Below are 20938 nucleotides of genomic sequence, written 5' to 3' on the forward strand. Positions count from 1 at the left end.
CGGCGTCAGCCCCAGCGGTAGCCGTCGCCGAACAGCAGGAAGTGCTCCAGTACGTCCTCCATCGGGTCATCCACCTGGCCGACGTTGATCAGGCCGACCCGGGGGCCGTTGTGCGAGGCCGTGTTGGTCTCGTCGGCGTGCGCGGCACCCGCCGGGAGCCAGCACACCATCACCGCGGTGACCGCCCCGGTCAGCAGCCGTGCCACGGTCCTCGCCCGCTCGTTCGTCATCGCTCAGTCCCTTGCTACGTGATACGCGGTTCGGCAGTTGATCGGACGCTGCGTCCACCCGTTCATCTGCCTAAACCTTGATCAGGTCACGTTGAGTAACCCGATCGTGCGCAACGAGGGCGCGGTGTGTACCCGTACGGGTGGGTTCAGTTGTGGCTGAGACCGCAAAACGCGATCCGGGACCGGTCCCGCGCCTGTGCCGATACCTTCCGTCGCGTGTCCGTAGATGCAAAAAAGAGACCACCTGCACCGGTCATCGCAGCGGTTGTGCTCTGGGCCCTGCCAGCCGTCTTCCTTCTCCTGATGAGTGTGGTCGGAGCCCTGGCAAAGGGCGACCCAGCCATACTCTTGTTCGTCCTTCTGGGGTTCCTGCCTGGCATGACAGCCCTAGGCCTGTGGCAAGGCAACCGTGGAGCCAAGGTCGTGGCAATCATTCAGGGATTCGCGGTCTATGGCGGGATCACGATGATCCTTTTGCTCTCTGTGCCTCGATCGTCCCGTGACTGGTTTACCCCAGAATTCCTGAAAGATCCCCCCGAAGACTTCCTGGAAGAGTCGCGCCGACAGAGCTAACACTGATCGGGAGCAGGCCAGTCGATGTCGTCGTGGGTCGCTCTCCATGCGCAGGGATGACCGTCCCGCCCGTAGCTCGCGTCAAGGGGCGCAATGAGTGTCCAACTGCGGGCCGCCTGCTCCGCTTCCCGCACCACGGCCTTGTCTACCGGATCGCTGGGTCCCGGCCTTCGCGGACCGTCCAGCCGATCGCGCCCGGCATTTCGCCGGCGCGGCGGGTGACGGCCAGGCCGGAGGCGGTTACGGCCACCGTCGAACCGAGGCAGAGCAACGAGCCGGGGAAGTCCGCCACGGCGCCGAGCAGGGCCGGTGCGGCGAGTGCGAATGCGGCAAGGAGCCAGACGAGTTGGCGTCCGTGCAGATCCTGGCGGAACTTCGCGCGGCCGGGCAGGGCGAGGCTCGGGCGTTCGGGCGAGGTGGGGTGCAGGTTGACGGGGGCACCGTTGGTGCGGTCGGCGAGGTACTGGCGGGCGGCATCGCGGGAAAGCTCGCCCCATACTACGTGCCCAGTGTCGGCGACGAGAGCTGCGGGAAGCCCCTTCTTGATCAGCTTCCAGCGCGTCGGCAGGCACAACCAGGCGTGGTGGTCCGCGAGTTGAAGTCCGGCCTGGAGCAGGTCCGTGGTTGTGCGGGTCAGGCCGGTGCCGCCGCCCGCCGGATACATCGGGTAGACCTGCAGCGGGACGCCACCCTCGACCGGTGACACTTCAAGCCATTGCATGTGCTCGGCCTTGGTCGTGCCGGGCTTGTCGCCGCGTTTCTCGTACCGCTTCCAGACAGGCGCCCCGATCCGCACACGCACAGCGTGCACCTGCCCTGCGGCGGCGTCCGCGCACAGGACGCGCTGGCGGGGGCCCAGCCGGTGCCCCAGCAGGTCGGTCGCGACGTAGACGAGCAGCCAGAAGCCGAGGCCCATGCCGACGATGCCGACGAAGCCCGTCAGCACCCCCTCGTACAGAGTGAAACCGAACCGCAGCACGGCGAGCGGAGTGACGATCGTCAGCACCACGCCCGCCGCCAGGCCCCAGTCGTGGGGCGGTTTGCGTAGCGAGCGCGGGATCGAGGCCTGCGCCGGCACGGTCGACTCAACCTGCAGCGTGGGAGCCGCCCGGCACGCGAGTACCCAGCCGCCGGCGGCCAGGGCAGCGAGCCCCAGCGCCTCGATGACGTCCCACCTGGGGGTGGGAGCGTCATGCCGTACGAGGATGAGACCGACCGCGACGGCAACCGCGACGAGCGCGGCACCGCCGCACAAGCGGGTCAGGACTGTGGTACGTCGCATGGCGCACCTTTCTCCGGGGCTCCGGTGACTCGGCGGTCAGGGGAGTGGGGGGAGGGGTGCACCGTTCCGTCTCGTGCAGGTGGTGGGGCACGGCAGGACAGCACAGAGGAGTATAGGGGCCGGCCGAGCCAAGCGGCTGAGTGTCTAACTGCGCTACAAGGTGCTCGAATTGCTTCGGGAACGAAGCGGTCACTCCGTTAAGGCCGGTCGCTGTGGCGCGGTGTACTCGTCGGCATGTCTGGTGGCGCTGGGCCGACCGGCCGGACGAGTCCTTGGAGGCTTGCCCGGTGCCTGAGCTGTTCCGCTGATATCCAAACGCTGACATCAACGAGCGCGGACCGCAGCGACACGCGGCAACCACGTCTGGCATCGGTGTCCGAGTCACGCAAGAGCGCCCTCCCCGGGCCGTGGAAGGGCGCTCAACGATGACCAACGCCGACAACTGCCGACAGCTCAGCAGCAGGTCAGGTCAGGACATTGATCGAACAGGCGGCCGCAAGTCACGGCCACCCCATCAGTTATGGCTGTGCAAGATCTCGTTCAGCCCGCCCCACACCGCGTTGTTCGGCCGGGCCTCCACCGTGCCGGTGACCGAGTTGCGGCGGAAGAGGATGTTGGAGGCGCCGGAGAGTTCGCGGGCCTTGATGATCTGGCCGTCGGGCATGGTGACGCGGGTGCCGGCGGTGACGTAGAGGCCTGCCTCGACCACACACTCGTCGCCGAGCGGGATGCCGACGCCCGCCTCGGCGCCGATGAGGCAGCGCTCGCCGATGGAGATGATCACGTTGCCGCCGCCGGACAGGGTGCCCATCGTGGACGCGCCGCCGCCGATGTCCGAGCCGTCGCCGACGACGACGCCCGCGGAGATGCGGCCCTCGACCATCGACGTGCCGAGGGTGCCGGCGTTGAAGTTGACGAAGCCCTCGTGCATGACCGTCGTGCCTTCGGCGAGGTGCGCGCCCAGGCGGACGCGGTCGGCGTCGGCGATGCGGACGCCCTTGGGCGCCACGTAGTCCGTCATGCGCGGGAACTTGTCGACGGACGTCACGGCCAGGTGGAGACCCTCGGCGCGCGCGTTCAGGCGCACCTTCTCGATGTCGTCGACGGCGACCGGTCCGAGCGACGTCCAGGCGACGTTGGCGAGGAAGCCGAACATGCCGTCCAGGCTCTGGCCGTGCGGCTTGACCAGGCGGTGGGAGAGGAGGTGCAGGCGGAGGTAGACGTCGTGCGCGTCGGTCGGCTTCTCGGCGAGCGACGCGATGACCGTACGGACCGCTACCACCTCTACGCCACGGCGGGCGTCCGGGCCGATCGCCTTCGCGGCGCCTTCGCCGAGGAGTTCCACGGCCCGCTCGGTGGACAGCCGCTCGGTGCCGGACGGGCCGGGCTCGGCGGAGAGCTCCGGCGCGGGGAACCAGGTGTCGAGGACGGTGCCGTCGGCGGCGATCGTGGCGAGGCCGGCGGCAACGGCTCCGCCGGTAGTGGTGGTGCTGGGTGCAGTCGTGTCGGTCATGAGGGCAACCTAACCGGCGGGGGGTGGGGTGGGCCAACCGGTGGGGGTGGCGTCTCAGGTGGCGGTCCGGTGGGGGTGGCCTGTGGGTGCCAGACGGCCGGTGGGGGTGGCCGTGGGGGCCCGTCGGCCTGTGGCTGCCGCCAGTACGGCCATGCCGGCCACCGCGCCGAGTCCCGCGCACACCGGCCACAGCATCCCGGGCGCCCTCTCGTACAGCGCTCCGCCCAGGGGTGCCGCCAGGACCGTGCCGCTGATGGACACGCCGGCGTAGAGGGACTGGAAGCGGCCCTGCACGTGCTCGGGAGCCTGGTCGGCCACGTAGGCCGTCGCCGTTGTCTTGTAGAGCAGTTCGCCGAGGGTCAGGAGAGTCATCATCGTCACCGCCGTCACCAGGCCTGCGCCCAGCAGCAGCACGCCGTATCCCGCGGCCACGAGCAACAGGCCGGTGCCGACGATGCGCAGCGGCGACCGTCGCCGCAGCGCCAGCGCGGCGGGCAACTCCAGGCACAGCAGCACGGCGCCGTTGATCGCGAGCAGTGCCCCGTAGGTGCGCGTGTCCATGCCGTGGTCGGCGAGGAAGAGCGGGTAGGTGGAGTACTGCTGTCGGTAGACCACGTCGGTGACCAGGATCGCCGCGAGGAGGATCAGTACGGCCGGGCGTGCGCGCAGTTCCGGCCAGACCCGACCGGTACCGCCGGGGGACCGTGCGGCGCCTCGCGGTGGGACCACTCGAGCCGTCCAGCAGGCCAGCGTCAGGCTGCCCAGGCCTTCGGCGACGTAGAGCCAGTCGTACGAGAACCTGGTCGCGACCACCGCGCCGAGCAGGGGGCCGACGGTGAAGCCGCCGTTCGCCGCAGCCCGTACGACGGCGAAGGCCTGGCGACGGGACCCCTCCGGCACGATGACGGCCACGAGCGCCGAGTTGGCCGCCCGCTGGACACCCGCGGCGTACTGGCACAGGGGCAGTGCGGCGTACAGGGCCGGTGTCGGGAGGAGAGGGACGGCGGCCAGGAGCAGGCCGGATGTGACGGCTCCAGTCAGCAGCACGCGGCGGTGGCCGAAGCGGTCGCCGTACCAGCCGCCGGTGAAGTTGCCCGCGAGCAGACCGATGCCCCCGACCCCGCTGAGCAGGCCGGCCTCTGCCGTGTCGAGGCCCCGGGGCCCGGTGAGGTAGAGGAAGAGGTAGGCGAAGCTCACGCTCACGGCCATGTTGGCGAAGGTGCCGCAGGCCAGTAGCCAGACAGTTCTCGGTACGTCCTTGAGCACGCATCCCCCCAGTGAGTTCCTTTTGGGAACTCACTGTGTCAGCATGACAGCCTCGGGTCAACGACGATCGAACGACGACCGACCGGCGACCGACCGGCGATCGGTGGCGGAAGGGACGTACGCGGCCATGGCACGCAGGACTCGCCTGGAGGACTCCACCTGCGCCATCGCACAGGCCCTGGACGTCGTCGGCGACTGGTGGACCCTGCTGATCGTGCGGGACACCGCGCGCGGAGTGCACCGGTTCGACGAGCTGCAGCGTGAACTCGGGCTGTCCAGAAAGGTGTTGACCGAGCGGCTACGGCTTCTGGTAGAGGCCGATGTGCTGGTTCGGGTGCCCTATCAGGAGCGCCCTGTGCGGTACGAGTACCGACTCACCCCGCGCGGCCTTGCCCTGTTGCCCGTACTCGTCGCCCTTCAGGACTGGGGAGATGCCTGGGTTCTGGGGGACGGGAGCACGACGGCCACGGCGGCGGAGGCGTCCGTCGAGGCGCGGCGGGTGCACGAGTTGACGGGCACGCGGGTTCCCGAGCTGCTCCTTGTCGATGACGGCGGGGAGTTGCTCGATCCCGTTGCGGCGGAGAGCCCGTTCACTGTTCTGTACTGCTTCCCGGGGGCCTACGCGCGCGCCGACTCCTATCCGCCCGGGTGGTCGGAGATTCCCGGTGCGCCGGGCTGCACTCTGGAGTCCTGTACGTACCGGGACCGGCTCGGTGAGTTCCGCGCGGCGGGGGCGAGTGTGCACGGGGTGTCCACTCAACGTCCGGACGAGCAGCGGGCGTTCGCGGAGAAGGAGCGGCTGGGGTTTCCGTTGCTGTCGGACTCCGGACTGGCCCTGGTCGCGGGGTTGAGGCTGCCGACGTTCCGGGCTGCGGGGGCGGACCGGCTGAAGCGGCTCACACTGGTCGTCGACCGGGAGCGAGTCGTCCGGGACGTGCAGTACCCGGTCACCGATGTGGTGGGGAGCGTGGCGGCGGCACTGGCCGTCGTCAAGGAGCTTGGCGCGGGCCAGAGGGAATGATCCGCGCCAATGCCTCGCGGGCGTACTCCTCATCGTACGTCTCATCGGTGAGGAGTACCTGGAGGCAGATGCCGTCCAGCAGCGCGACCAGGGCGCGTGCGGTGACCGGGTCAGTGCGCGGGGTGAGGCGGTCGGCCAGGTCCTGGGCCCATTCGGCGGCGACGGGGCGGAGGGCGGGGCGGCGCAGGGCGGCGAGGTAGAGCTCGCACTCCAGCTCCACGCCGGTGCGGTCGCCCGCGAGCCATTCGCCCGTCGCGGCGGCGAGTTCGGAGGCCAGGTCGGTGTCCGGGTTCTCCAGGGCGCCGCGTGAGGCGATGACTTTGGCGAAGCCCTCGTTGGCCTGGCGGAGGGCGGCGACCATCAGGTCGTCCAGGGTCTTGAAGTGGTATGTGGTGGAGCCCAGCGGTACGTCGGCCTCCGCCGCGACCGTGCGGTGGGTCAGTCCGGCGAGACCACTGCGTCCTACGACCCGGATGGCGGCGTCGATGATCCGCTGGCGGCGTTCGGGGTCGTAGCGCCTGGCCATCAGTGCGCTCCCCCGAGGTTCAGCACCACCACGCCGCCCACGATGAGCAGGATGCCGGCGACCTTGGTGAAGGTCAGCGCCTCGTCGAACAGCCAGAGCCCGAGGACGGCGATCGTCGCGGTGCCCACGCCGGCCCAGATCGCGTAGGCCGTGCCTATGCCGACGGTCTTGAGGGTCTGGGCGAGCAGGGTGAAGGAGACGACATAGCCGAGGAACGTCAGAAGGGACGGCCAGAGCTTGCTGAAGCCGTCGCTGTACTTCATGGCGGTCGTCGCCGCCACCTCGGCCGCGATGGCGCCGATGAGGGTCAGGTATCCCATGTGTACGAGCGTACATAACGGGAGGGGCGGCGCTGACCGCGTATGCGGAAACCGCTCTCTCCAAAAGGCTGCTCCCGGCCCCCTTGGTCCACTACTGTTTCACCGTTCACATACCGGGTCTTCGCAGCCGCGGCCTGCCCTGTCGTTCATGGGCGCCGCTGAAGGACAGTGCATGCCAGACACCACGCCACGCCCTCCGCGGAACCAGCCCTGGGAGAAAGGCTGGGCACCTGACACCTCCCGGATACCGGGGACGCGACGGCTCTGGCTGGCCGGCACCCTCGCGGTGGCCACCGTCGCCGCGTGTGTCACGGCGATCGTCATGACGGACAGGGAAGTTGACGAAGCGTCAGGCACTCCGCAGACCCCCGTCAACGCCACCCTGCCCGGCCTGATCTCCTTCGGCTCACCCTCACCGAGTACGACGGCTCCCCCCAAGGGCAAGGGCGGCCTGTCCTCCCCCGACCCCACCACGAAGGCGCCGCCCCGGCACAGCTCCACGCCCACGCCCTCCGCCGACCGGTCCAAGCCGACGGCACCGGAGGAGAGTTCACCGGCCCCCGTCTCCCGCTTGAAGTCGGTCCGCGCGGTCAACTACCCCGACCGCTACTGGCACGCCACCGACGACTACGTGACCGTCGACCCGATCACCTCCGCCTCGGCCGCCGAGGATGCCATCTTCAAGGTGGTCGAGGGCCTTGCGAAGTCGTCCTGTTACTCCTTCGCCACCGCCGACGGCGGCTACCTGCGCCACCGCAACTTCGTCCTGCGCTCCGAACGCGACGACGGCTCCCGCCTCTTCGAGCAGGACGCCACCTTCTGCGCCCGCCCCGCGTCCTCCTCCGGCGCGGTCATGCTGGAGTCCGTGAACTACCCCGGCCGCTTCCTCCGTCACCGGAACTTCGTCGTCCGCCTGGAGTCGTACGACCACAGCGACCTGTACCGCCGGGACTCGGCGTTCCAGGTGGTGGCGGGCCTCAACGACTGAGGCTCAACGCCGAACGACTGAGGCCCCCGGATTCGCTCCAGGGGCCTCACGACGAAAGGGTCGGCTGCTCAGACGTTGAACCCCAACGCCCGCAGTTGCTCGCGTCCGTCGTCCGTGATCTTGTCCGGGCCCCACGGCGGCATCCAGACCCAGTTGATGCGGAGTTCGTTGACGAGGCCGTCCGTGGCGGACTTGGCCTGGTCCTCGATGACGTCCGTCAGCGGGCAGGCCGCGGAGGTCAGGGTCATGTCGATCGTCGCGATGTTCGCGTCGTCGATGTGAATGCCGTAGATCAGGCCGAGGTTGACGACGTCGATGCCCAACTCGGGGTCGACGACGTCGTACAGCGCCTCGCGGACTTCTTCCTCCGAGGCCGGCTTCATCTCAACCGTGTCGCTCATCCCGTCTTCCTTTCAGCGGCGTCGGAACCCAGCGCCTGGGCCGTCGCGTCCTTCCACGCCATCCAGCTCAGCAGCGCGCACTTCACCCGGGCCGGGTACTTGGAGACACCGGCGAACGCGACCGCGTCCTCCAGCACCTCCTCCATGGCGTCGTCGGGCTCGATCTTCCCCTTGGACTGCATCAGCTCCAGGAAGGTCTCCTGGATCTTCTGCGCGTCGGAGAGGTCCTTGCCGACCAGCAGTTCGTTCAGCACGGACGCCGAGGCCTGGCTGATGGAACAGCCCTGGCCCTCGTACGAGACGTCCTCGATCTTCGAGCCGTCGTACTTCACCCGCAGAGTGATCTCGTCGCCGCACGTCGGGTTCACATGGTGCACCTCGGCGTCGCCATCCCTCAGACCACGCCCGTGCGGGTGCTTGTAGTGGTCCAGGATGACTTCCTGGTACATGGAATCCAGTTTCACCGTCTCAGCACGCCCCTCAGCCGAAGAAGTTCCGTACGTGCTCCAGGCCGTCCACCAGAGCGTCGATCTCGGCCGGCGTGGAGTACAGATAGAACGACGCTCGCGTGGTCGCAGGAATTCCGTACCGGAGGCAGACCGGCCGAGCGCAGTGGTGGCCGACGCGGACCGCGATGCCCTGCTCGTCGAGGACCTGGCCGACGTCGTGCGGGTGGATGTCGCCGAGCGTGAAGGAGATCGCGGCGCCCCGGTCCTCGGCCGTGGTCGGGCCGATGATCCGCAGGTCAGGGACCTCGGCAAGGCGCTTGACCGCGTACTCGGTGAGCGCGTGCTCATGGGCGAGGATCTTGTCCATGCCGATCGCGGACAGGTAGTCGATCGCAGCACCCAGGCCGACCGCCTGCGCGATCGGGGGCGTGCCCGCCTCGAACTTGTGCGGGGCGGGAGCGTAGGTCGACGAGTGCATCGACACCGTCTCGATCATCTCGCCGCCGCCGAGGAACGGGGGGAGATCCTCGAGCAGCTCCTGGCGGCCCCACAGCACGCCTATGCCGGTCGGGCCGCACATCTTGTGGCCGGTGAAGGCGACGAAGTCGGCCTGGAGGGCCTGCACGTCCAGCGGCATGTGCGGCGCCGCCTGGGAGGCGTCGATGCAGACGAGGGCGCCGACCTCCTGTGCGCGGCGGATGATCGTCTCGACCGGGTTGACCGTCCCGAGGATGTTCGACACCAGCACGAAGGAGACGATCTTCGTCTTCTCCGTGATGATCTCGTCGATGTTGGAGAGGTCGAGGCGGCCGTCGTCGGTCAGGCCGAACCACTTCAGCTTCGCGCCCGTGCGCTGCGACAGCAGCTGCCACGGGACGATGTTGGAGTGGTGCTCCATCTCCGTGATGACGATCTCGGTCTCGTGGTCCACCCGGTAGGGGTCGTCGGCCCAGCCGAGCATGTTGGCCACGAGGTTGAGCGACTCGGAGGCGTTCTTGGTGAAGATCACCTCGTCGCGGCTGGGCGCGTTGATGAACTCCGCGACCTTGTCGCGCGCGCCCTCGTACAGTGCCGTGGCTTCCTCGGCGAGGACGTGCACGCCACGGTGGACGTTGGCGTTGTAGCGCTCGTAGTACTCGCTCAGGGCGTCCAGCACCTGGCGCGGCTTCTGCGAGGTCGCCGCGTTGTCCAGGTACACGAGCTTCTGACCGTCGTGGACCGTGCGGTCCAGGATGGGGAAGTCCTTGCGGAGCGCCTCGGTGTCGAGGAGGCCCGGCAGCTGTGTCACGCGGATGCGCCACCCTTCGCGTATGCCTCGTAGCCCTCGTTCTCCAGCTTGTCGGCGAGCTCGGCGCCGCCGGACTCCGCGATGCGGCCGGCCGAGAAGACGTGGACGTAGTCGGGCTTGATGTAGCGCAGGATGCGCGTGTAGTGCGTGATCAGCAGGGTGCCGACCTCGCCGGTCTCGCGGACGCGGTTGACGCCCTCGGAGACGACCCGGAGCGCGTCGACGTCGAGGCCGGAGTCGGTCTCGTCGAGGATCGCGATCTTCGGCTTGAGCAGCTCCAGCTGAAGGATCTCGTGGCGCTTCTTCTCACCGCCGGAGAAGCCCTCGTTCACGTTGCGCTCGGCGAAGGAGGGGTCCATGTTGAGGTTCTGCATGGCCTCCTTCACCTCCTTGATCCACGTACGCAGCTTGGGGGCCTCGCCGCGGATCGCGGTGGCGGAGGTGCGCAGGAAATTGGAGACCGAGACGCCGGGGACCTCGACCGGGTACTGCATCGCCAGGAACAGGCCCGCGCGGGCGCGCTCGTCGACGGACATCTCCAGGACGTCCTCGCCGTCGAGGGTGACGGTGCCCTTGGTGATCGTGTACTTGGGGTGACCCGCGAGCGAGTAGGCGAGGGTCGACTTGCCGGAGCCGTTCGGGCCCATGATGGCGTGCGTCTCGCCCTGCTTCACGGTGAGGTCGACGCCCTTGAGGATCTCCTTGGTGGAGTTGTCGGCCTCGACGGTGACGTGCAGGTCTCGGATTTCAAGCGTTGCCATGGGTTGCCTCAGGACTCCTGGGAAAGGGAGACGAGCACATCGTCCCCTTCGATCTTTACGGGATATACGGGGACGGGGCGCGTCGCGGGAAGGCCGGACGGTTTGCCGGTGCGGAGGTCGAAGCTGGAGCCGTGCAGCCAGCACTCGATCTGGCAGTCCTCCACCTCGCCCTCGGAGAGCGACACGTTCGCGTGGGAGCAGATGTCGTGGATCGCGAACACCTCGCCCTCGGTCTGCACGACCGAGACCGGCGTGCCGTCGAGTTCCACCCGCTTCGGGGTGTCCTCCTCCAGCTCGCTCAGCCCACAGGCGCGTACGAACGTCATCAGACGGACGCCTCCAGCTCCTCGTCGATCTTCACGAGAAGGCGCTCTTCGATGTCGTCGACGCCGATCTGCTGGACCAGCTCCGCGAAGAAGCCGCGGACCACCAGGCGGCGGGCCTCGTCGGCCGGGATGCCGCGGGCCATCAGGTAGAAGAGCTGCTCGTCGTCGAAGCGGCCGGTGGCGCTCGCGTGGCCGGCGCCGACGATCTCGCCGGTCTCGATCTCGAGGTTGGGGACCGAGTCGACGCGGGCGCCGTCGGTCAGCACGAGGTTGCGGTTCATCTCGTACGTGTCCGTGCCCTCGGCCTTGGCCTCGATGAGCACGTCACCGATCCACACCGCGTGCGCGTCGTCGCCCTGGAGCGCGCCCTTGTAGGCGACGTTGGACTTGCAGTGCGGGGTGTTGTGGTCGACCAGGAGACGGTGCTCCTGGTGCTGGCCGGCGTCGGTGAAGTACAGGCCGAAGAGCTCGGCCTCGCCGCCGGTGCCGGCGTAGGCGACGCGCGGGTGCAGACGTACGAGATCGCCGCCGAAGGTGACGACGAACGACTTGAAGGTGGCGTCCCGGCCGATCAGCGCGTTGTGCTGGCCGACGTGCACGGCCTTGTCGTCCCAGTCCTGGACCGAGACGACGGTCAGCTTGGCGCCGTCGCCCAGGACGTAGTCGACGTTGGCGGCGAGCACGGCGTCACCGGTGTGGTCGAAGACGACGACAGCCTCGGCGAAGGCGCCCAGCTCGACGACCTGGTGGCCGTAGGCGATCCCGCCCTCGCCGTGCACGGCGATCCGGATGGGCTCGGTGAGCACCGTCTCCTTGGGGACGGTGACCACGCCGGCCTTCTCGAACGCCGAGTACGCCTGGGCGGCGACGCGGTCCACCGGGGTGCCGGCCTTGCCGATCCGGGCGTCGTCACGGCCGACGGTCTCGACGATGACGCCCTCGGGGGCGTCGATGTCGACCTTCACGCCGTCACCCGTGGCGACCGCGGTGCCGTCGTGCAGCCCGCGCAGGCGCTCCAGCGGGGTGAACCGCCATTCCTCCTCGCGGCCGTGCGGGACCGGGAAGTCCGCCACGTCGAAGGAGGGCGGGGCGCTCATGCGCGTGGCGACGGTCGACTCGGCGGCCACCGCGATCTGGCCGGCGGTGGTGGACCCCACCGGGATGTTCTGAGCCTCAGCCATGGCTGTCGGTCTGCTCTCTTCCTACGTTCCTACGTCAAGAAATTGGCGACTGCTTCGGGGGGCGGGTCTTAACCGACCGCGCCTTCCATCTGCAGCTCGATCAGCCGGTTGAGCTCGAGGGCGTACTCCATGGGCAGCTCCTTCGCGATCGGCTCGACGAAGCCGCGCACGATCATCGCCATCGCCTCGAACTCGCTCAGACCGCGGCTCATCAGGTAGAAGAGCTGGTCCTCGGAGACCTTGGAGACGGTCGCCTCGTGGCCCATGGAGACGTCGTCCTCACGGACGTCGACGTACGGGTACGTGTCGGAGCGGGAGATGGTGTCGACGAGCAGCGCGTCGCACAGCACGTTCGACTTGGAGCCGTGGGCGCCCTCGCCGATCTCCACCAGACCACGGTAGGAGGTGCGGCCGCCACCGCGGGCCACGGACTTCGACACGATGTTGGACGACGTGTTCGGCGCCATGTGGACCATCTTGGAGCCGGCGTCCTGGTGCTGGCCCTCGCCGGCGAAGGCGATGGACAGGGTCTCGCCCTTGGCGTGCTCGCCCATCAGGTAGACGGCCGGGTACTTCATCGTCACCTTGGAACCGATGTTGCCGTCGATCCACTCCATGGTCGCGCCCTCGTAGGCGACGGCGCGCTTGGTGACCAGGTTGTAGACGTTGTTCGACCAGTTCTGGATGGTCGTGTAACGGCAGCGGGCGTTCTTCTTGACGATGATCTCGACGACCGCGGAGTGCAGCGAGTCCGACTTGTAGATCGGGGCGGTGCAGCCCTCGACGTAGTGCACATAGGCACCCTCGTCGACGATGATCAGGGTCCGCTCGAACTGGCCCATGTTCTCCGTGTTGATACGGAAGTAGGCCTGGAGCGGGATCTCCACGTGCACGCCCTTCGGCACGTAGATGAAGGAGCCGCCCGACCACACGGCGGTGTTCAGCGACGCGAACTTGTTGTCACCGACCGGGATGACGGTGCCGAAGTACTCCTTGAAGAGCTCCGGGTGCTCCTTCAGCGCGGTGTCGGTGTCCAGGAAGATGACGCCCTGCTCCTCCAGGTCCTCGCGGATCTGGTGGTAGACGACCTCGGACTCGTACTGAGCGGCGACACCGGCCACGAGGCGCTGCTTCTCCGCCTCGGGGATGCCGAGCTTGTCGTACGTGTTCTTGATGTCCTCGGGCAGGTCCTCCCAGGACTCCGCCTGCTTCTCCGTGGAGCGCACGAAGTACTTGATGTTGTCGAAGTCGATGCCCGAGAGGTCGGAGCCCCAGTTCGGCATGGGCTTCTTGTCGAAGAGGCGCAGACCCTTGAGGCGGAGCTTGGTCATCCACTCCGGCTCGCTCTTCTTCGCCGAGATGTCGCGGACGACGTCCTCGTTGATACCGCGCTTGGCAGAGGCGCCGGCCGTGTCGGAGTCGGCCCAGCCGTATTCGTACTTGCCCAGGCCCTCGAGCTCGGGGTGAGCAGTCTCCGTGGGCAGAGTCATGCGGGGTTCCTCCCGGCCGTGCTTGCAGATGCGTTATGGGTGTTCTTGGAAATCTTTGGGATGAATGTCGTACAGACGCCGTCACCGTGGGCGATGGTTGCGAGCCGCTGGACATGCGTGCCGAGCAGCTGCGAGAAGATCTCCGTCTCGACCTCGCACAGCTGCGGGAACTTCTCCGCGACATGGACCACCGGGCAGTGGTGCTGGCAGAGCTGCTCGCCGACCGGTGCGCTGCGCGCCGTAGCAGCGTACCCGTCCGCGCTCAGGGCCTTGGCCAGGGCTTCGGTCCGCTCCTCGGGGGCCGCGGCCTCGATCGCCTTGCGGTACACGGCGGCCTGCTCGGCGATCCTCGCGCGTGCGAAGGCCACGACCGCCTCGTCGCCGCCGAAGCGCTCCTGGATGTAGCGCAGGGCGTCCGCGGCGAGTTTGTCGTACGACTGGTCGAAGGCGTCGCGTCCGCAGTCCGTCAGGGCGAACACCTTGGCGGGCCGGCCGCGCGTCCGCGCTCCGTACACCCGCTGCTCGCGTGCCTCCACGACGTCGTCCGCGACCAGCGCGTCCAGATGCCGTCGTACGGCGGCCGAGGTGAGGCCCAGCCGGCCGGCCAGCTCGGTGACGGTCGAGGGCCCGTGGTCCAGGATGGACCGCGCGACCCGGTTGCGGGTGGACCGCTCACCGGTCGCGAGTTCCTCCTGGGGAGTACCCGTGGGGGTCTCCCGAGCCTCGCCGACGTTTTTCACAACGCCATTGTTGCGTAATTCCTCAGGACCGGGCAAGCGGCGTCCTACTCCGTGGACGGTGCCCTACGTCACTTAGGCATACCTAATCTGACCTGCGGGAACGATCTTTGATCGATCAATTCGGTAGCGCGTCGGCGGCCCTTCCAGCACACTCCCCAACCATGCCCACACCCCCTCCGACCGGCCCACTTGTCACGCCCAGGCCTCCGGCGGTCGACCGGGCGGGGCGCATACGATGCGGCACGTACTCGGGCCAACCCGATCTACTTACGAGGGCTGCGCCGATCGGCGCAGCCCTGCTGTTTCAGCCCGTCCGGCGTTTGAGGACGAGGCCCGTTCAGGGCCCAAGCGGGGTCTGGGGGCGCAGCCCCCAGCGGGGTCCGGGGCAGCGCCCCGGGATGGGACGGGTAGGGGCGGCGGGGGCGAAACAGCCCGGCGCCCTGCGCAGCGACCACCCGCAGACGTCGTTCGCCGCGGTCGGCCCGCGCGCGGGAGAGGTGGTCGGCGGGCACGCCATCGACTGCCGGCTCGGTGAGCGCAGCCCGCTGGCGAGGCTGGAGGCGCTGCACGCGCGCGTGCTGCTGCTCGGCGCGGGCTACGACGCGTGCACGAGCTTCCATCTGGCCGAGTACCGCGTACCCGCGCCGCTGGTTCAGGTGGGCCGCCCCGGACCGGCCGGATGGGAAGTGGTGACCGAGGTGTCGATCACCTCGGAGCGCTTCGACGAGCTGGGGCACGACTTCGAGCGGGACCGTCCCGTCGTACGCGGGACGGTGGGCGCCGCTGACGTACGGCTGTTCCCGGTGGCGGACGCCGTGGCCTACGCGGAACGGTGGCTGGCCATCCACCGGCCCCGCGAGGAGGGATCCTGAACCCTCCCCCACTCTCGGCTCCGCTCGAGCGGGGGCACCCCCACGTCTGAGACGGCGAGCGCGTACCTAGACTCTGGACCCATGCGAAGTGAGCCCGTGGTCCAGGTCCAGGCCCTGGTGAAGCGGTACGGCACGAAGACCGCGGTGGACGGCCTCGACCTGGTGGCCGATGCGGGTGTGACCGCCGTGCTCGGACCCAACGGCGCGGGCAAGACGACGACCGTCGAGACCTGCGAGGGGTACCGGAAACCGGACTCCGGCACGGTGCGCGTCCTGGGCCTCGACCCGGTGCGGCAGTCGGCCGCGCTGCGCCCCCGTATCGGCGTGATGCTGCAGTCCGGCGGTGTCTACTCCGGTGCGCGGGCCGACGAGATGCTGCGGCATGTGGCGAAGCTGCACGCGCACCCACTGGACGTGGACGGGCTGATCGAGCGGCTCGGGCTGGGCAGCTGCGGGCGGACGACGTACCGCCGGCTGTCCGGCGGCCAGCAGCAGCGCCTGGCGCTGGCGATGGCCGTCGTGGGCCGCCCTGAACTGGTGTTCCTGGACGAACCGACGGCCGGGCTCGACCCGCAGGCCCGCCGGGCGACCTGGGACCTGGTGCGCGACCTGCGCACGGACGGCGTCTCGGTCATCCTCACCACCCACTACATGGACGAGGCCGAGCAGCTCGCCGACGACGTCGCGATCCTGGACGCGGGCCGGGTCATCGCCCAGGGCACGCCCGAGGAGCTGTGCCGCGGCGGCGCCGAGAACACCCTGCGGTTCACCGGCCGCCCCGGTCTGGACGTGGGCTCCCTGCTCAAGGCCCTGCCCGTCGACTGCACCGCCGCCGAGCTGACCCCGGGCTCCTACCGGGTCGCCGGCAAGGTGAACCCCCAACTCCTCGCGACGGTCACGTCCTGGTGCGCCCAGCACGGCGTGATGCCGGACCGGATATCGGTGGAACGGCACACGCTCGAGGACGTGTTCTTGGAGCTCACGGGCAAGGAGTTGCGCTCATGATTCCGGCCAGCGAGCGAGTCTGCCGGGGGTCCGGGGGTTGCCCCCCGGGAAGACGCAGCCTGGAGATGACCGGCAAGGAGCTTCGCTCATGACGACGACCGTGGGTGCGTACGCGCCGAAGCCCGGTGCCGCCCCGCTCCCCCGCATGATCGCGGCGCAGGCGGTGCTGGAGACCAAGATGCTGCTGCGCAACGGCGAGCAGCTGCTGCTGACGGTCGTCATCCCGACGCTGCTGTTGGTCCTGTTCAGCACCGTGGACATCGTCGACACCGGCGCGGGCGAGACCGTCGACTTCCTCGCCCCCGGCGTCCTCGCGCTGGCGGTGATGTCGACGGCGTTCACAGGGCAGGCGATCGCGACGGGCTTCGAGCGGCGGTACGGCGTCCTGAAGCGCCTCGCCGCCTCCCCGCTCCCCCGCTGGGGCCTGATGACGGCGAAGACGGCGTCGGTGCTGGTCACCGAGGTCCTGCAGATCGCCCTGCTGACGGTGATCGCCTTCGCCCTCGGCTGGTCCCCCCAGGGCAACCCCCTCGCCGTACTCCTGCTCCTGCTCCTCGGCACGGCCGCGTTCTCGGGGCTGGGCCTGCTGATGGCGGGCACGCTGAAGGCGGAGGCGACGCTGGCCGCGGCGAATCTGGTGTTCCTGCTGCTGCTCGTGGGAGGCGGGGTCATCGTCCCGCTGGACAAGTTCCCGTCCGGCGCCCAGGACGTGCTCGGGCTGCTGCCCATCTCCGCGCTGTCGGACGGACTGCGGGACGTGCTGCAGCACGGGGCCGGGATGCCATGGGGTGACCTGGGGATTCTGGCGGTGTGGGCGGTCGTGGGGCTGGGAGCGGCGGGGAAGTTCTTCCGCTGGGAATAGGCGCCCGGCGGACCCTCGTGAACGCGTGCACAAGCGGCCCCCTACGATGGGTCCCGTGCCAAACGTGACCCGCGCCGACGCCGTAGCCGCCGTGCGCAACCCGCTCGCCTTCATCGCCGCACGCTGGACGCCGCATCCCCGGACGGTTCAGCGGGCGGCCCTCGCCGCGCTCGTCATGTCGGTGGTCATCGTGGTGACCGGCGGCGCGGTGCGGCTGACCGGCTCGGGCCTCGGCTGTCCGACCTGGCCCAAGTGCACCGCCGACTCGCTGACCACCACCAGCGAGATGGGCCTGCACGGCGTCATCGAGTTCGGCAACCGCATGCTGACGTACGCGCTGTGCGCGGCCGTCGGCTGGGCGATCATCGCCGCGCGTTCCGAGAAGCCGTACCGGCGCCGCCTGACCCGGATGGGCTGGGCGCAGTTCTGGGTCGTGATGGGCAACGCGGTCCTCGGCGGCATCGTGGTGCTGGTCGGCCTCAACCCGTACACGGTCGCCGCGCACTTCCTGCTGACCTCCGCCCTGATCGCGATCGCCACCGTGATGTGGCAGCGCACACGCGAGGGTGACGGGGAGCCGCGTCCGCTGGTCGGCAAGGTGGTGCGGCAGCTGGTGTGGGTCCTGGTGGGAGTCACCGTGCTGCTGATCGCGGTCGGCACGGTGGTCACCGGCACGGGTCCGCACGCGGGCGACTCCAGCGACGTGCCGCGCATGGACCTGCCGATGGGCATGGGCTGGGAGGACGTCAGCAAGCTGCACGCCGTGCTGGCCTGGATCGTGGTGACGCTGGCCTTCGCCCTGTGGTTCGTGCTCAAGGCGGTCGACGCCCCCAAGGGCCCGCTGGCCCGCACCCGCGAGCTGTTCCTGATCCTGCTCGCCCAGGGCGCCATCGGCTACGTCCAGTACTTCACGGACCTCCCCGAGATCCTGGTCGGCGCCCATATGTTCGGCTCGTGCCTGGTGTGGATCGGGACGCTGAGGGTGCTGCTGGCGCTGCGGGAGCGGCCCGAGGGCGTCGTGGATGTGCCGGGCCCGGCGGCCGAGGCGACCCTGACCAGGGCCTGACGCTCACCTCGTCCGTCCGCTCACTCCAGCCCGTACACCCGCCGCGCGTTCCCGGCCGCGATCAGCGCGGCCACCCGCTGCGCGTCCGCCAGCGACCACGCCCCCTCGGCCACCCAGCCGCCGAGCACCCGCCCGAGCGCCTCGCGGAACAGCCGCGCCCCCACGACATGCAGCTCCGGCAGCCCCTGGGCCCCGCTGGAGAAGACGATCTTGCCGAAGGGGGCCAGTTCGAGGATCTCGGCGAGGACGGTCGCCGCGCGGGCGCCGGTGCGGGCCAGGGCGGCGCCGGAGTCGGCGTAGACGTGCGGGAAGACGCCGGCGAGGTGGGCTGCGTGCCGGTGGTAGGGGTAGCTGTGCAGCAGGACGAGGTCCGTGCCCAGACCCGCGGTGGCCCGTACGAAGTCGGTGAGCAGGACGGGGTCGGTGCGGTCGATGCGTAAGCCCGGTTCGCCGAGCCCGGCATGCAGCTGAAGGGGTAGCCCCGACGCCACCGCGATCCACAGCAGGTGCCGCAGCAGCACCGGGTCGCTCAGCTCCCCGCCGACCCGCCGCCCCGCCAGCCAGCGCCCCGCCGCGCCGCGCACCTCCCCCGGCCCCGGCGGTTCGGGCGCCAGCGCCAGCCCGTGCCGTACGCCCGCCACGGACGTGAAGGCGACGGCGCTTCCGGCGGCCCCGTGCACCGATTCGGCGAGGTTGGCGAGGAACGACTCCACCGTGCCGGACGTGTCGGCGACCTGTTCGGCGAGCAGCTCCAGCCGTACGATCTCGCGCGCCTCGGCGGACGCGGCGGAAGCCACCTCGTCGGGGCCGGTGAGGTCGCCGGGCAGTCCGGTGTCGACCAGATACGTCGTGATGCCGCTGCCGCGCAGGAGTCTGCGGCCCGATTCCAGTACGCCGAGTTCACGACGCCGGGCGAGATAGCGGGCGGGCGGACAGTGCGGTTCCAGGCCGAGCAGCGGGGGGCACCAACGCCGTACGGCGAACCCGGTCTGGGTGTCGAAGAGGGTGGTACCGGGCGCGGGCGGGCCCTCGGTACGGGACAGCTGCGCCTCGAAGGTGCCGAGGCCCAGCTCGGTCCGCAGTACGCCATGGCAGTACTGGTCCACGAGGGACGGCATCTCGATCATCCTGGCTCCCCGTTGCTGGACCGTGTCGTTCTACGGTCCTAACGGGTGAGCCCGCGTTCAGGTGTTGCTCGTACACACCCCGTCCGAACGACCGACTGATGTCAGCCTCGGGACCCACCGAGCTGAATGCCCGCCATCCGCTTCCACTCGTACGTCCCCGTCGTCACCTTCGCGGCGAACTCCCCGTCGAAGTCCTCGTGGACCGTGATCCCGGACTTCTCCACCGCCTTCTGGGCGATCTCGTACGAGGGGGCCACCAGGTCGCCCCAGCCGCCGTCCGCGCCGACGAGGACGATGCGGGCGCCGCGCTCGCCGATGTAGGCGACCTGGCCCTCGGCGCCGCCGTGGGCCTTGGAGAAGGTGCTGATCTGCTGGGCGAGCCGGGCCACCTTGCGCTCGGCCTTCGCGTCAACCTGCTGCGTGTCTGCCATGGTCAGGATGCTACTCACGGGTAGATCAGCTGGCGAGACCAGGGGCGTGTGATGCGTACGTCAGCGCAGGAACGGGTCCACCGCGACCGCGACGAAGAGGATCGACACATAGGTGATCGACCAGTGGAACAGCCGCATCTCCTTGAGCTTCGCGCCCGTCACCTCGGCCTTGGCGCGGCTTTGCAGACCGTGCGCCTCCCAGAGCCAGAAGCCGCCGGCCAGCAGCGCGACCAGCGTGTAGAACCAGCCCGTGTAGCCGAGCGGGGTCAGCAGCAGGGACACCGCGACCATCACCCAGCTGTAGAGGACGATCTGCTTGGCGACCACCTTGTTGCTGGCGACGACCGGCAGCATCGGCACGCCCACGCGCGCGTAGTCCTCTTTCACCTTCATGGACAGCGGCCAGTAGTGCGGCGGCGTCCAGAAGAACATGACGAGGAAGAGGATGATCGGCGCCCACGACATGGAGTTGGTGACGGCCGACCAGCCGATGAGGACCGGCAGGCAGCCCGCGATGCCGCCCCACACGATGTTCTGCGAGGTACGGCGCTTGAGGATCATCGTGTAGACGACGACGTAGAAGAGGAGTGCGCCGAGCGACAGCCAGGCGGAGAGCCAGTTGACGGCCAGGCCGAACAGCAGCGTCGAGACGATGGCCAGGGTGATGCCGAAGACCAGGCACTCGCGCGGGCTGACCATGCCGGTGACGAGGGGGCGCTGCGAGGTGCGGTCCATGAGCGCGTCGATGTCGCGGTCGATGTACATGTTCAGCGCGTTGGCGCCGCCCGCGGAGAGATAGCCGCCGACGCAGGTGAGCAGGACCAGCTTCATGTCCGGAACGCCCTGCTCGGCGAGGAACATCACCGGAACGGTGGTGATCAGCAGCAGCTCGATGATCCGCGGCTTGGTCAGCGCCACGAACGCCTTGATCCGGGCCCCTACCGGCCGCCGGCTCGGGCTCTGGCTCGCCCCGATAACCCCCGCAGGACGGGATTCAACGGCCGTCACGCACACCCCTGACAGAGACATCCCAGCAAGCCTGAACCGTGAAGTCCCGGTAAAGGCTCGCGCGTACCACGCCACTGTAGACGTTGCCCAGACCCGGACATTCGCGGGGGTGGGGTCGTGTTGACCGGCGCCTGCGGACGAGCCCCCAGGCAGTCGATTGAGCACTCTTCCGAGCGGCTCCGTATTCAGATGCCGAACACGAAACGGACCGG

Annotated in this window: 23 protein-coding genes and 1 pseudogene; 7 read left to right on the forward strand and 17 right to left on the reverse strand. The window is 69.2% G+C overall.

Annotation, left to right across the window (positions count from 1 at the left end; translation table 11 throughout):
• Positions 1–5: 5 nt before the first annotated feature.
• Positions 6–230 (reverse strand): hypothetical protein, encoded by a 225-nt coding sequence (locus KCH48_RS19500; protein WP_210575728.1) that lies wholly within the window; start codon positions 228–230, stop codon positions 6–8.
• Between the two features lie 216 nt (positions 231–446).
• Between KCH48_RS19500 and KCH48_RS19505 the strand changes: the two genes are divergently transcribed.
• Positions 447–803 carry a hypothetical protein gene (locus tag KCH48_RS19505; protein ID WP_210575730.1) on the forward strand — a complete coding sequence of 119 codons (357 nt, stop codon included), beginning with the start codon at positions 447–449 and terminating at the stop codon, positions 801–803.
• Positions 804–948: 145 nt separating this feature from the next.
• On the opposite strand, the gene KCH48_RS19510 is transcribed toward KCH48_RS19505, so the two are convergent.
• From KCH48_RS19510 to KCH48_RS19520, 3 genes are all read right to left on the reverse strand, one after another.
• The gene (locus KCH48_RS19510; RefSeq protein WP_210575732.1) at positions 949–2085 is read right to left on the reverse strand and encodes a hypothetical protein; all 1137 of its coding nucleotides are present in this window, start codon (positions 2083–2085) and stop codon (positions 949–951) included.
• A 514-nt stretch (positions 2086–2599) separates the two neighbouring features.
• Entirely contained in the window at positions 2600–3598 is a 999-nt protein-coding gene (gene dapD / locus KCH48_RS19515) for a 2,3,4,5-tetrahydropyridine-2,6-dicarboxylate N-succinyltransferase (protein WP_210575734.1), read from the reverse strand.
• A 54-nt stretch (positions 3599–3652) separates the two neighbouring features.
• The gene (locus tag KCH48_RS19520; protein ID WP_374104693.1) at positions 3653–4864 is read right to left on the reverse strand and encodes an MFS transporter; all 1212 of its coding nucleotides are present in this window, start codon (positions 4862–4864) and stop codon (positions 3653–3655) included.
• A 127-nt stretch (positions 4865–4991) separates the two neighbouring features.
• On the opposite strand from KCH48_RS19520, the gene KCH48_RS19525 reads away from it, so the two are divergent.
• Positions 4992–5885 (forward strand): winged helix-turn-helix transcriptional regulator, encoded by an 894-nt coding sequence (locus KCH48_RS19525; protein ID WP_210575736.1) that lies wholly within the window; start codon positions 4992–4994, stop codon positions 5883–5885.
• Here KCH48_RS19525 and KCH48_RS19530 read toward each other — a convergent pair.
• Together KCH48_RS19530 and KCH48_RS19535 are read right to left on the reverse strand one after the other, a co-directional pair.
• Entirely contained in the window at positions 5854–6411 is a 558-nt protein-coding gene (locus KCH48_RS19530) for a TetR/AcrR family transcriptional regulator (RefSeq protein ID WP_210575737.1), read from the reverse strand. The two genes, KCH48_RS19525 and KCH48_RS19530, sit on opposite strands and share 32 nt — an antisense overlap.
• Positions 6411–6731 carry a multidrug efflux SMR transporter gene (locus KCH48_RS19535; protein WP_210575738.1) on the reverse strand — a complete coding sequence of 107 codons (321 nt, stop codon included), beginning with the start codon at positions 6729–6731 and terminating at the stop codon, positions 6411–6413. The genes KCH48_RS19530 and KCH48_RS19535 overlap by 1 nt, the downstream gene beginning before the upstream one ends.
• 172 nt (positions 6732–6903) lie before the next feature.
• On the opposite strand from KCH48_RS19535, the gene KCH48_RS19540 reads away from it, so the two are divergent.
• A complete protein-coding gene (locus KCH48_RS19540; RefSeq protein ID WP_210575739.1) occupies positions 6904–7719 on the forward strand; it encodes an AbfB domain-containing protein in 816 nt (271 codons plus the stop codon).
• Positions 7720–7787: 68 nt separating this feature from the next.
• Here KCH48_RS19540 and KCH48_RS19545 read toward each other — a convergent pair whose 3' ends face one another.
• The 8 genes from KCH48_RS19545 to KCH48_RS19580 form a co-directional block, all read right to left on the reverse strand.
• Positions 7788–8120, reverse strand: a complete 333-nt coding sequence (locus KCH48_RS19545) for a metal-sulfur cluster assembly factor (protein WP_055636909.1) — start codon at positions 8118–8120, stop codon at positions 7788–7790.
• Positions 8117–8584 (reverse strand): Fe-S cluster assembly sulfur transfer protein SufU, encoded by a 468-nt coding sequence (gene sufU, locus KCH48_RS19550; RefSeq protein WP_210575741.1) that lies wholly within the window; start codon positions 8582–8584, stop codon positions 8117–8119. The genes KCH48_RS19545 and sufU overlap by 4 nt, the downstream gene beginning before the upstream one ends.
• A gap of 16 nt (positions 8585–8600) precedes the next feature.
• A complete protein-coding gene (locus tag KCH48_RS19555; protein WP_210575743.1) occupies positions 8601–9857 on the reverse strand; it encodes a cysteine desulfurase in 1257 nt (418 codons plus the stop codon).
• The gene (sufC, locus tag KCH48_RS19560; RefSeq protein WP_210575745.1) at positions 9854–10618 is read right to left on the reverse strand and encodes a Fe-S cluster assembly ATPase SufC; all 765 of its coding nucleotides are present in this window, start codon (positions 10616–10618) and stop codon (positions 9854–9856) included. The genes KCH48_RS19555 and sufC overlap by 4 nt, the downstream gene beginning before the upstream one ends.
• Before the next feature lie 8 nt (positions 10619–10626).
• Entirely contained in the window at positions 10627–10944 is a 318-nt protein-coding gene (locus KCH48_RS19565; protein WP_210575747.1) for a non-heme iron oxygenase ferredoxin subunit, read from the reverse strand.
• Entirely contained in the window at positions 10944–12125 is a 1182-nt protein-coding gene (sufD, locus tag KCH48_RS19570) for a Fe-S cluster assembly protein SufD (RefSeq protein WP_210575749.1), read from the reverse strand. The genes KCH48_RS19565 and sufD overlap by 1 nt, the downstream gene beginning before the upstream one ends.
• A 68-nt stretch (positions 12126–12193) precedes the next feature.
• Entirely contained in the window at positions 12194–13615 is a 1422-nt protein-coding gene (gene sufB / locus KCH48_RS19575) for a Fe-S cluster assembly protein SufB (RefSeq protein WP_031057584.1), read from the reverse strand.
• Positions 13612–14355 (reverse strand): metalloregulator ArsR/SmtB family transcription factor, encoded by a 744-nt coding sequence (locus KCH48_RS19580; protein WP_210575752.1) that lies wholly within the window; start codon positions 14353–14355, stop codon positions 13612–13614. The genes sufB and KCH48_RS19580 overlap by 4 nt, the downstream gene beginning before the upstream one ends.
• 428 nt (positions 14356–14783) lie before the next feature.
• On the opposite strand from KCH48_RS19580, the pseudogene KCH48_RS43415 reads away from it, so the two are divergent.
• From KCH48_RS43415 to KCH48_RS19600, 4 genes and pseudogenes are all read left to right on the forward strand, one after another.
• Positions 14784–15227, forward strand: a pseudogene (locus tag KCH48_RS43415) (AAC(3) family N-acetyltransferase); the annotation flags it as partial.
• A gap of 81 nt (positions 15228–15308) precedes the next feature.
• A complete protein-coding gene (locus KCH48_RS19590) occupies positions 15309–16232 on the forward strand; it encodes an ABC transporter ATP-binding protein (RefSeq protein WP_210575757.1) in 924 nt (307 codons plus the stop codon).
• 88 nt (positions 16233–16320) lie between these two features.
• A complete protein-coding gene (locus tag KCH48_RS19595; protein WP_210575759.1) occupies positions 16321–17094 on the forward strand; it encodes an ABC transporter permease in 774 nt (257 codons plus the stop codon).
• A 46-nt stretch (positions 17095–17140) separates the two neighbouring features.
• Positions 17141–18160 carry a heme A synthase gene (locus KCH48_RS19600; RefSeq protein WP_210575762.1) on the forward strand — a complete coding sequence of 340 codons (1020 nt, stop codon included), beginning with the start codon at positions 17141–17143 and terminating at the stop codon, positions 18158–18160.
• Between the two features lie 20 nt (positions 18161–18180).
• Here KCH48_RS19600 and KCH48_RS19605 read toward each other — a convergent pair whose 3' ends face one another.
• The 3 genes from KCH48_RS19605 to KCH48_RS19615 form a co-directional block, all read right to left on the reverse strand.
• Positions 18181–19287, reverse strand: coding sequence for an amidohydrolase family protein (locus tag KCH48_RS19605; protein WP_210575765.1), 1107 nt, complete (start codon positions 19285–19287; stop codon positions 18181–18183).
• 101 nt (positions 19288–19388) lie between these two features.
• Positions 19389–19718, reverse strand: a complete 330-nt coding sequence (locus KCH48_RS19610; protein WP_210575767.1) for a hypothetical protein — start codon at positions 19716–19718, stop codon at positions 19389–19391.
• A gap of 60 nt (positions 19719–19778) precedes the next feature.
• Entirely contained in the window at positions 19779–20747 is a 969-nt protein-coding gene (locus tag KCH48_RS19615; RefSeq protein ID WP_246885540.1) for a heme o synthase, read from the reverse strand.
• Positions 20748–20938: the final 191 nt, after the last annotated feature.

The sequence above is a fragment of the Streptomyces sp. GESEQ-4 genome (genome assembly GCF_017948455.1).
In the GTDB taxonomy this organism is placed as follows: domain Bacteria; phylum Actinomycetota; class Actinomycetes; order Streptomycetales; family Streptomycetaceae; genus Streptomyces.

Coding starts and splice junctions, on each gene's coding strand:
- KCH48_RS19500 (WP_210575728.1), bottom strand. CDS start 230: ATGACGAACGAGCGGGCGAGGACCGTGGCACGGCTGCTGACCGGGGCG.
- KCH48_RS19510 (WP_210575732.1), bottom strand. CDS start 2,085: ATGCGACGTACCACAGTCCTGACCCGCTTGTGCGGCGGTGCCGCGCTC.
- dapD (WP_210575734.1), bottom strand. CDS start 3,598: ATGACCGACACGACTGCACCCAGCACCACCACTACCGGCGGAGCCGTT.
- KCH48_RS19525 (WP_210575736.1), top strand. CDS start 4,992: ATGGCACGCAGGACTCGCCTGGAGGACTCCACCTGCGCCATCGCACAG.
- KCH48_RS19530 (WP_210575737.1), bottom strand. CDS start 6,411: ATGGCCAGGCGCTACGACCCCGAACGCCGCCAGCGGATCATCGACGCC.
- KCH48_RS19535 (WP_210575738.1), bottom strand. CDS start 6,731: ATGGGATACCTGACCCTCATCGGCGCCATCGCGGCCGAGGTGGCGGCG.
- KCH48_RS19540 (WP_210575739.1), top strand. CDS start 6,904: ATGCCAGACACCACGCCACGCCCTCCGCGGAACCAGCCCTGGGAGAAA.
- KCH48_RS19545 (WP_055636909.1), bottom strand. CDS start 8,120: ATGAGCGACACGGTTGAGATGAAGCCGGCCTCGGAGGAAGAAGTCCGC.
- sufC (WP_210575745.1), bottom strand. CDS start 10,618: ATGGCAACGCTTGAAATCCGAGACCTGCACGTCACCGTCGAGGCCGAC.
- KCH48_RS19565 (WP_210575747.1), bottom strand. CDS start 10,944: ATGACGTTCGTACGCGCCTGTGGGCTGAGCGAGCTGGAGGAGGACACC.
- sufD (WP_210575749.1), bottom strand. CDS start 12,125: ATGGCTGAGGCTCAGAACATCCCGGTGGGGTCCACCACCGCCGGCCAG.
- sufB (WP_031057584.1), bottom strand. CDS start 13,615: ATGACTCTGCCCACGGAGACTGCTCACCCCGAGCTCGAGGGCCTGGGC.
- KCH48_RS19590 (WP_210575757.1), top strand. CDS start 15,309: ATGCGAAGTGAGCCCGTGGTCCAGGTCCAGGCCCTGGTGAAGCGGTAC.
- KCH48_RS19595 (WP_210575759.1), top strand. CDS start 16,321: ATGACGACGACCGTGGGTGCGTACGCGCCGAAGCCCGGTGCCGCCCCG.
- KCH48_RS19600 (WP_210575762.1), top strand. CDS start 17,141: ATGGGTCCCGTGCCAAACGTGACCCGCGCCGACGCCGTAGCCGCCGTG.
- KCH48_RS19605 (WP_210575765.1), bottom strand. CDS start 19,287: ATGATCGAGATGCCGTCCCTCGTGGACCAGTACTGCCATGGCGTACTG.
- KCH48_RS19610 (WP_210575767.1), bottom strand. CDS start 19,718: ATGGCAGACACGCAGCAGGTTGACGCGAAGGCCGAGCGCAAGGTGGCC.
- KCH48_RS19615 (WP_246885540.1), bottom strand. CDS start 20,747: ATGTCTCTGTCAGGGGTGTGCGTGACGGCCGTTGAATCCCGTCCTGCG.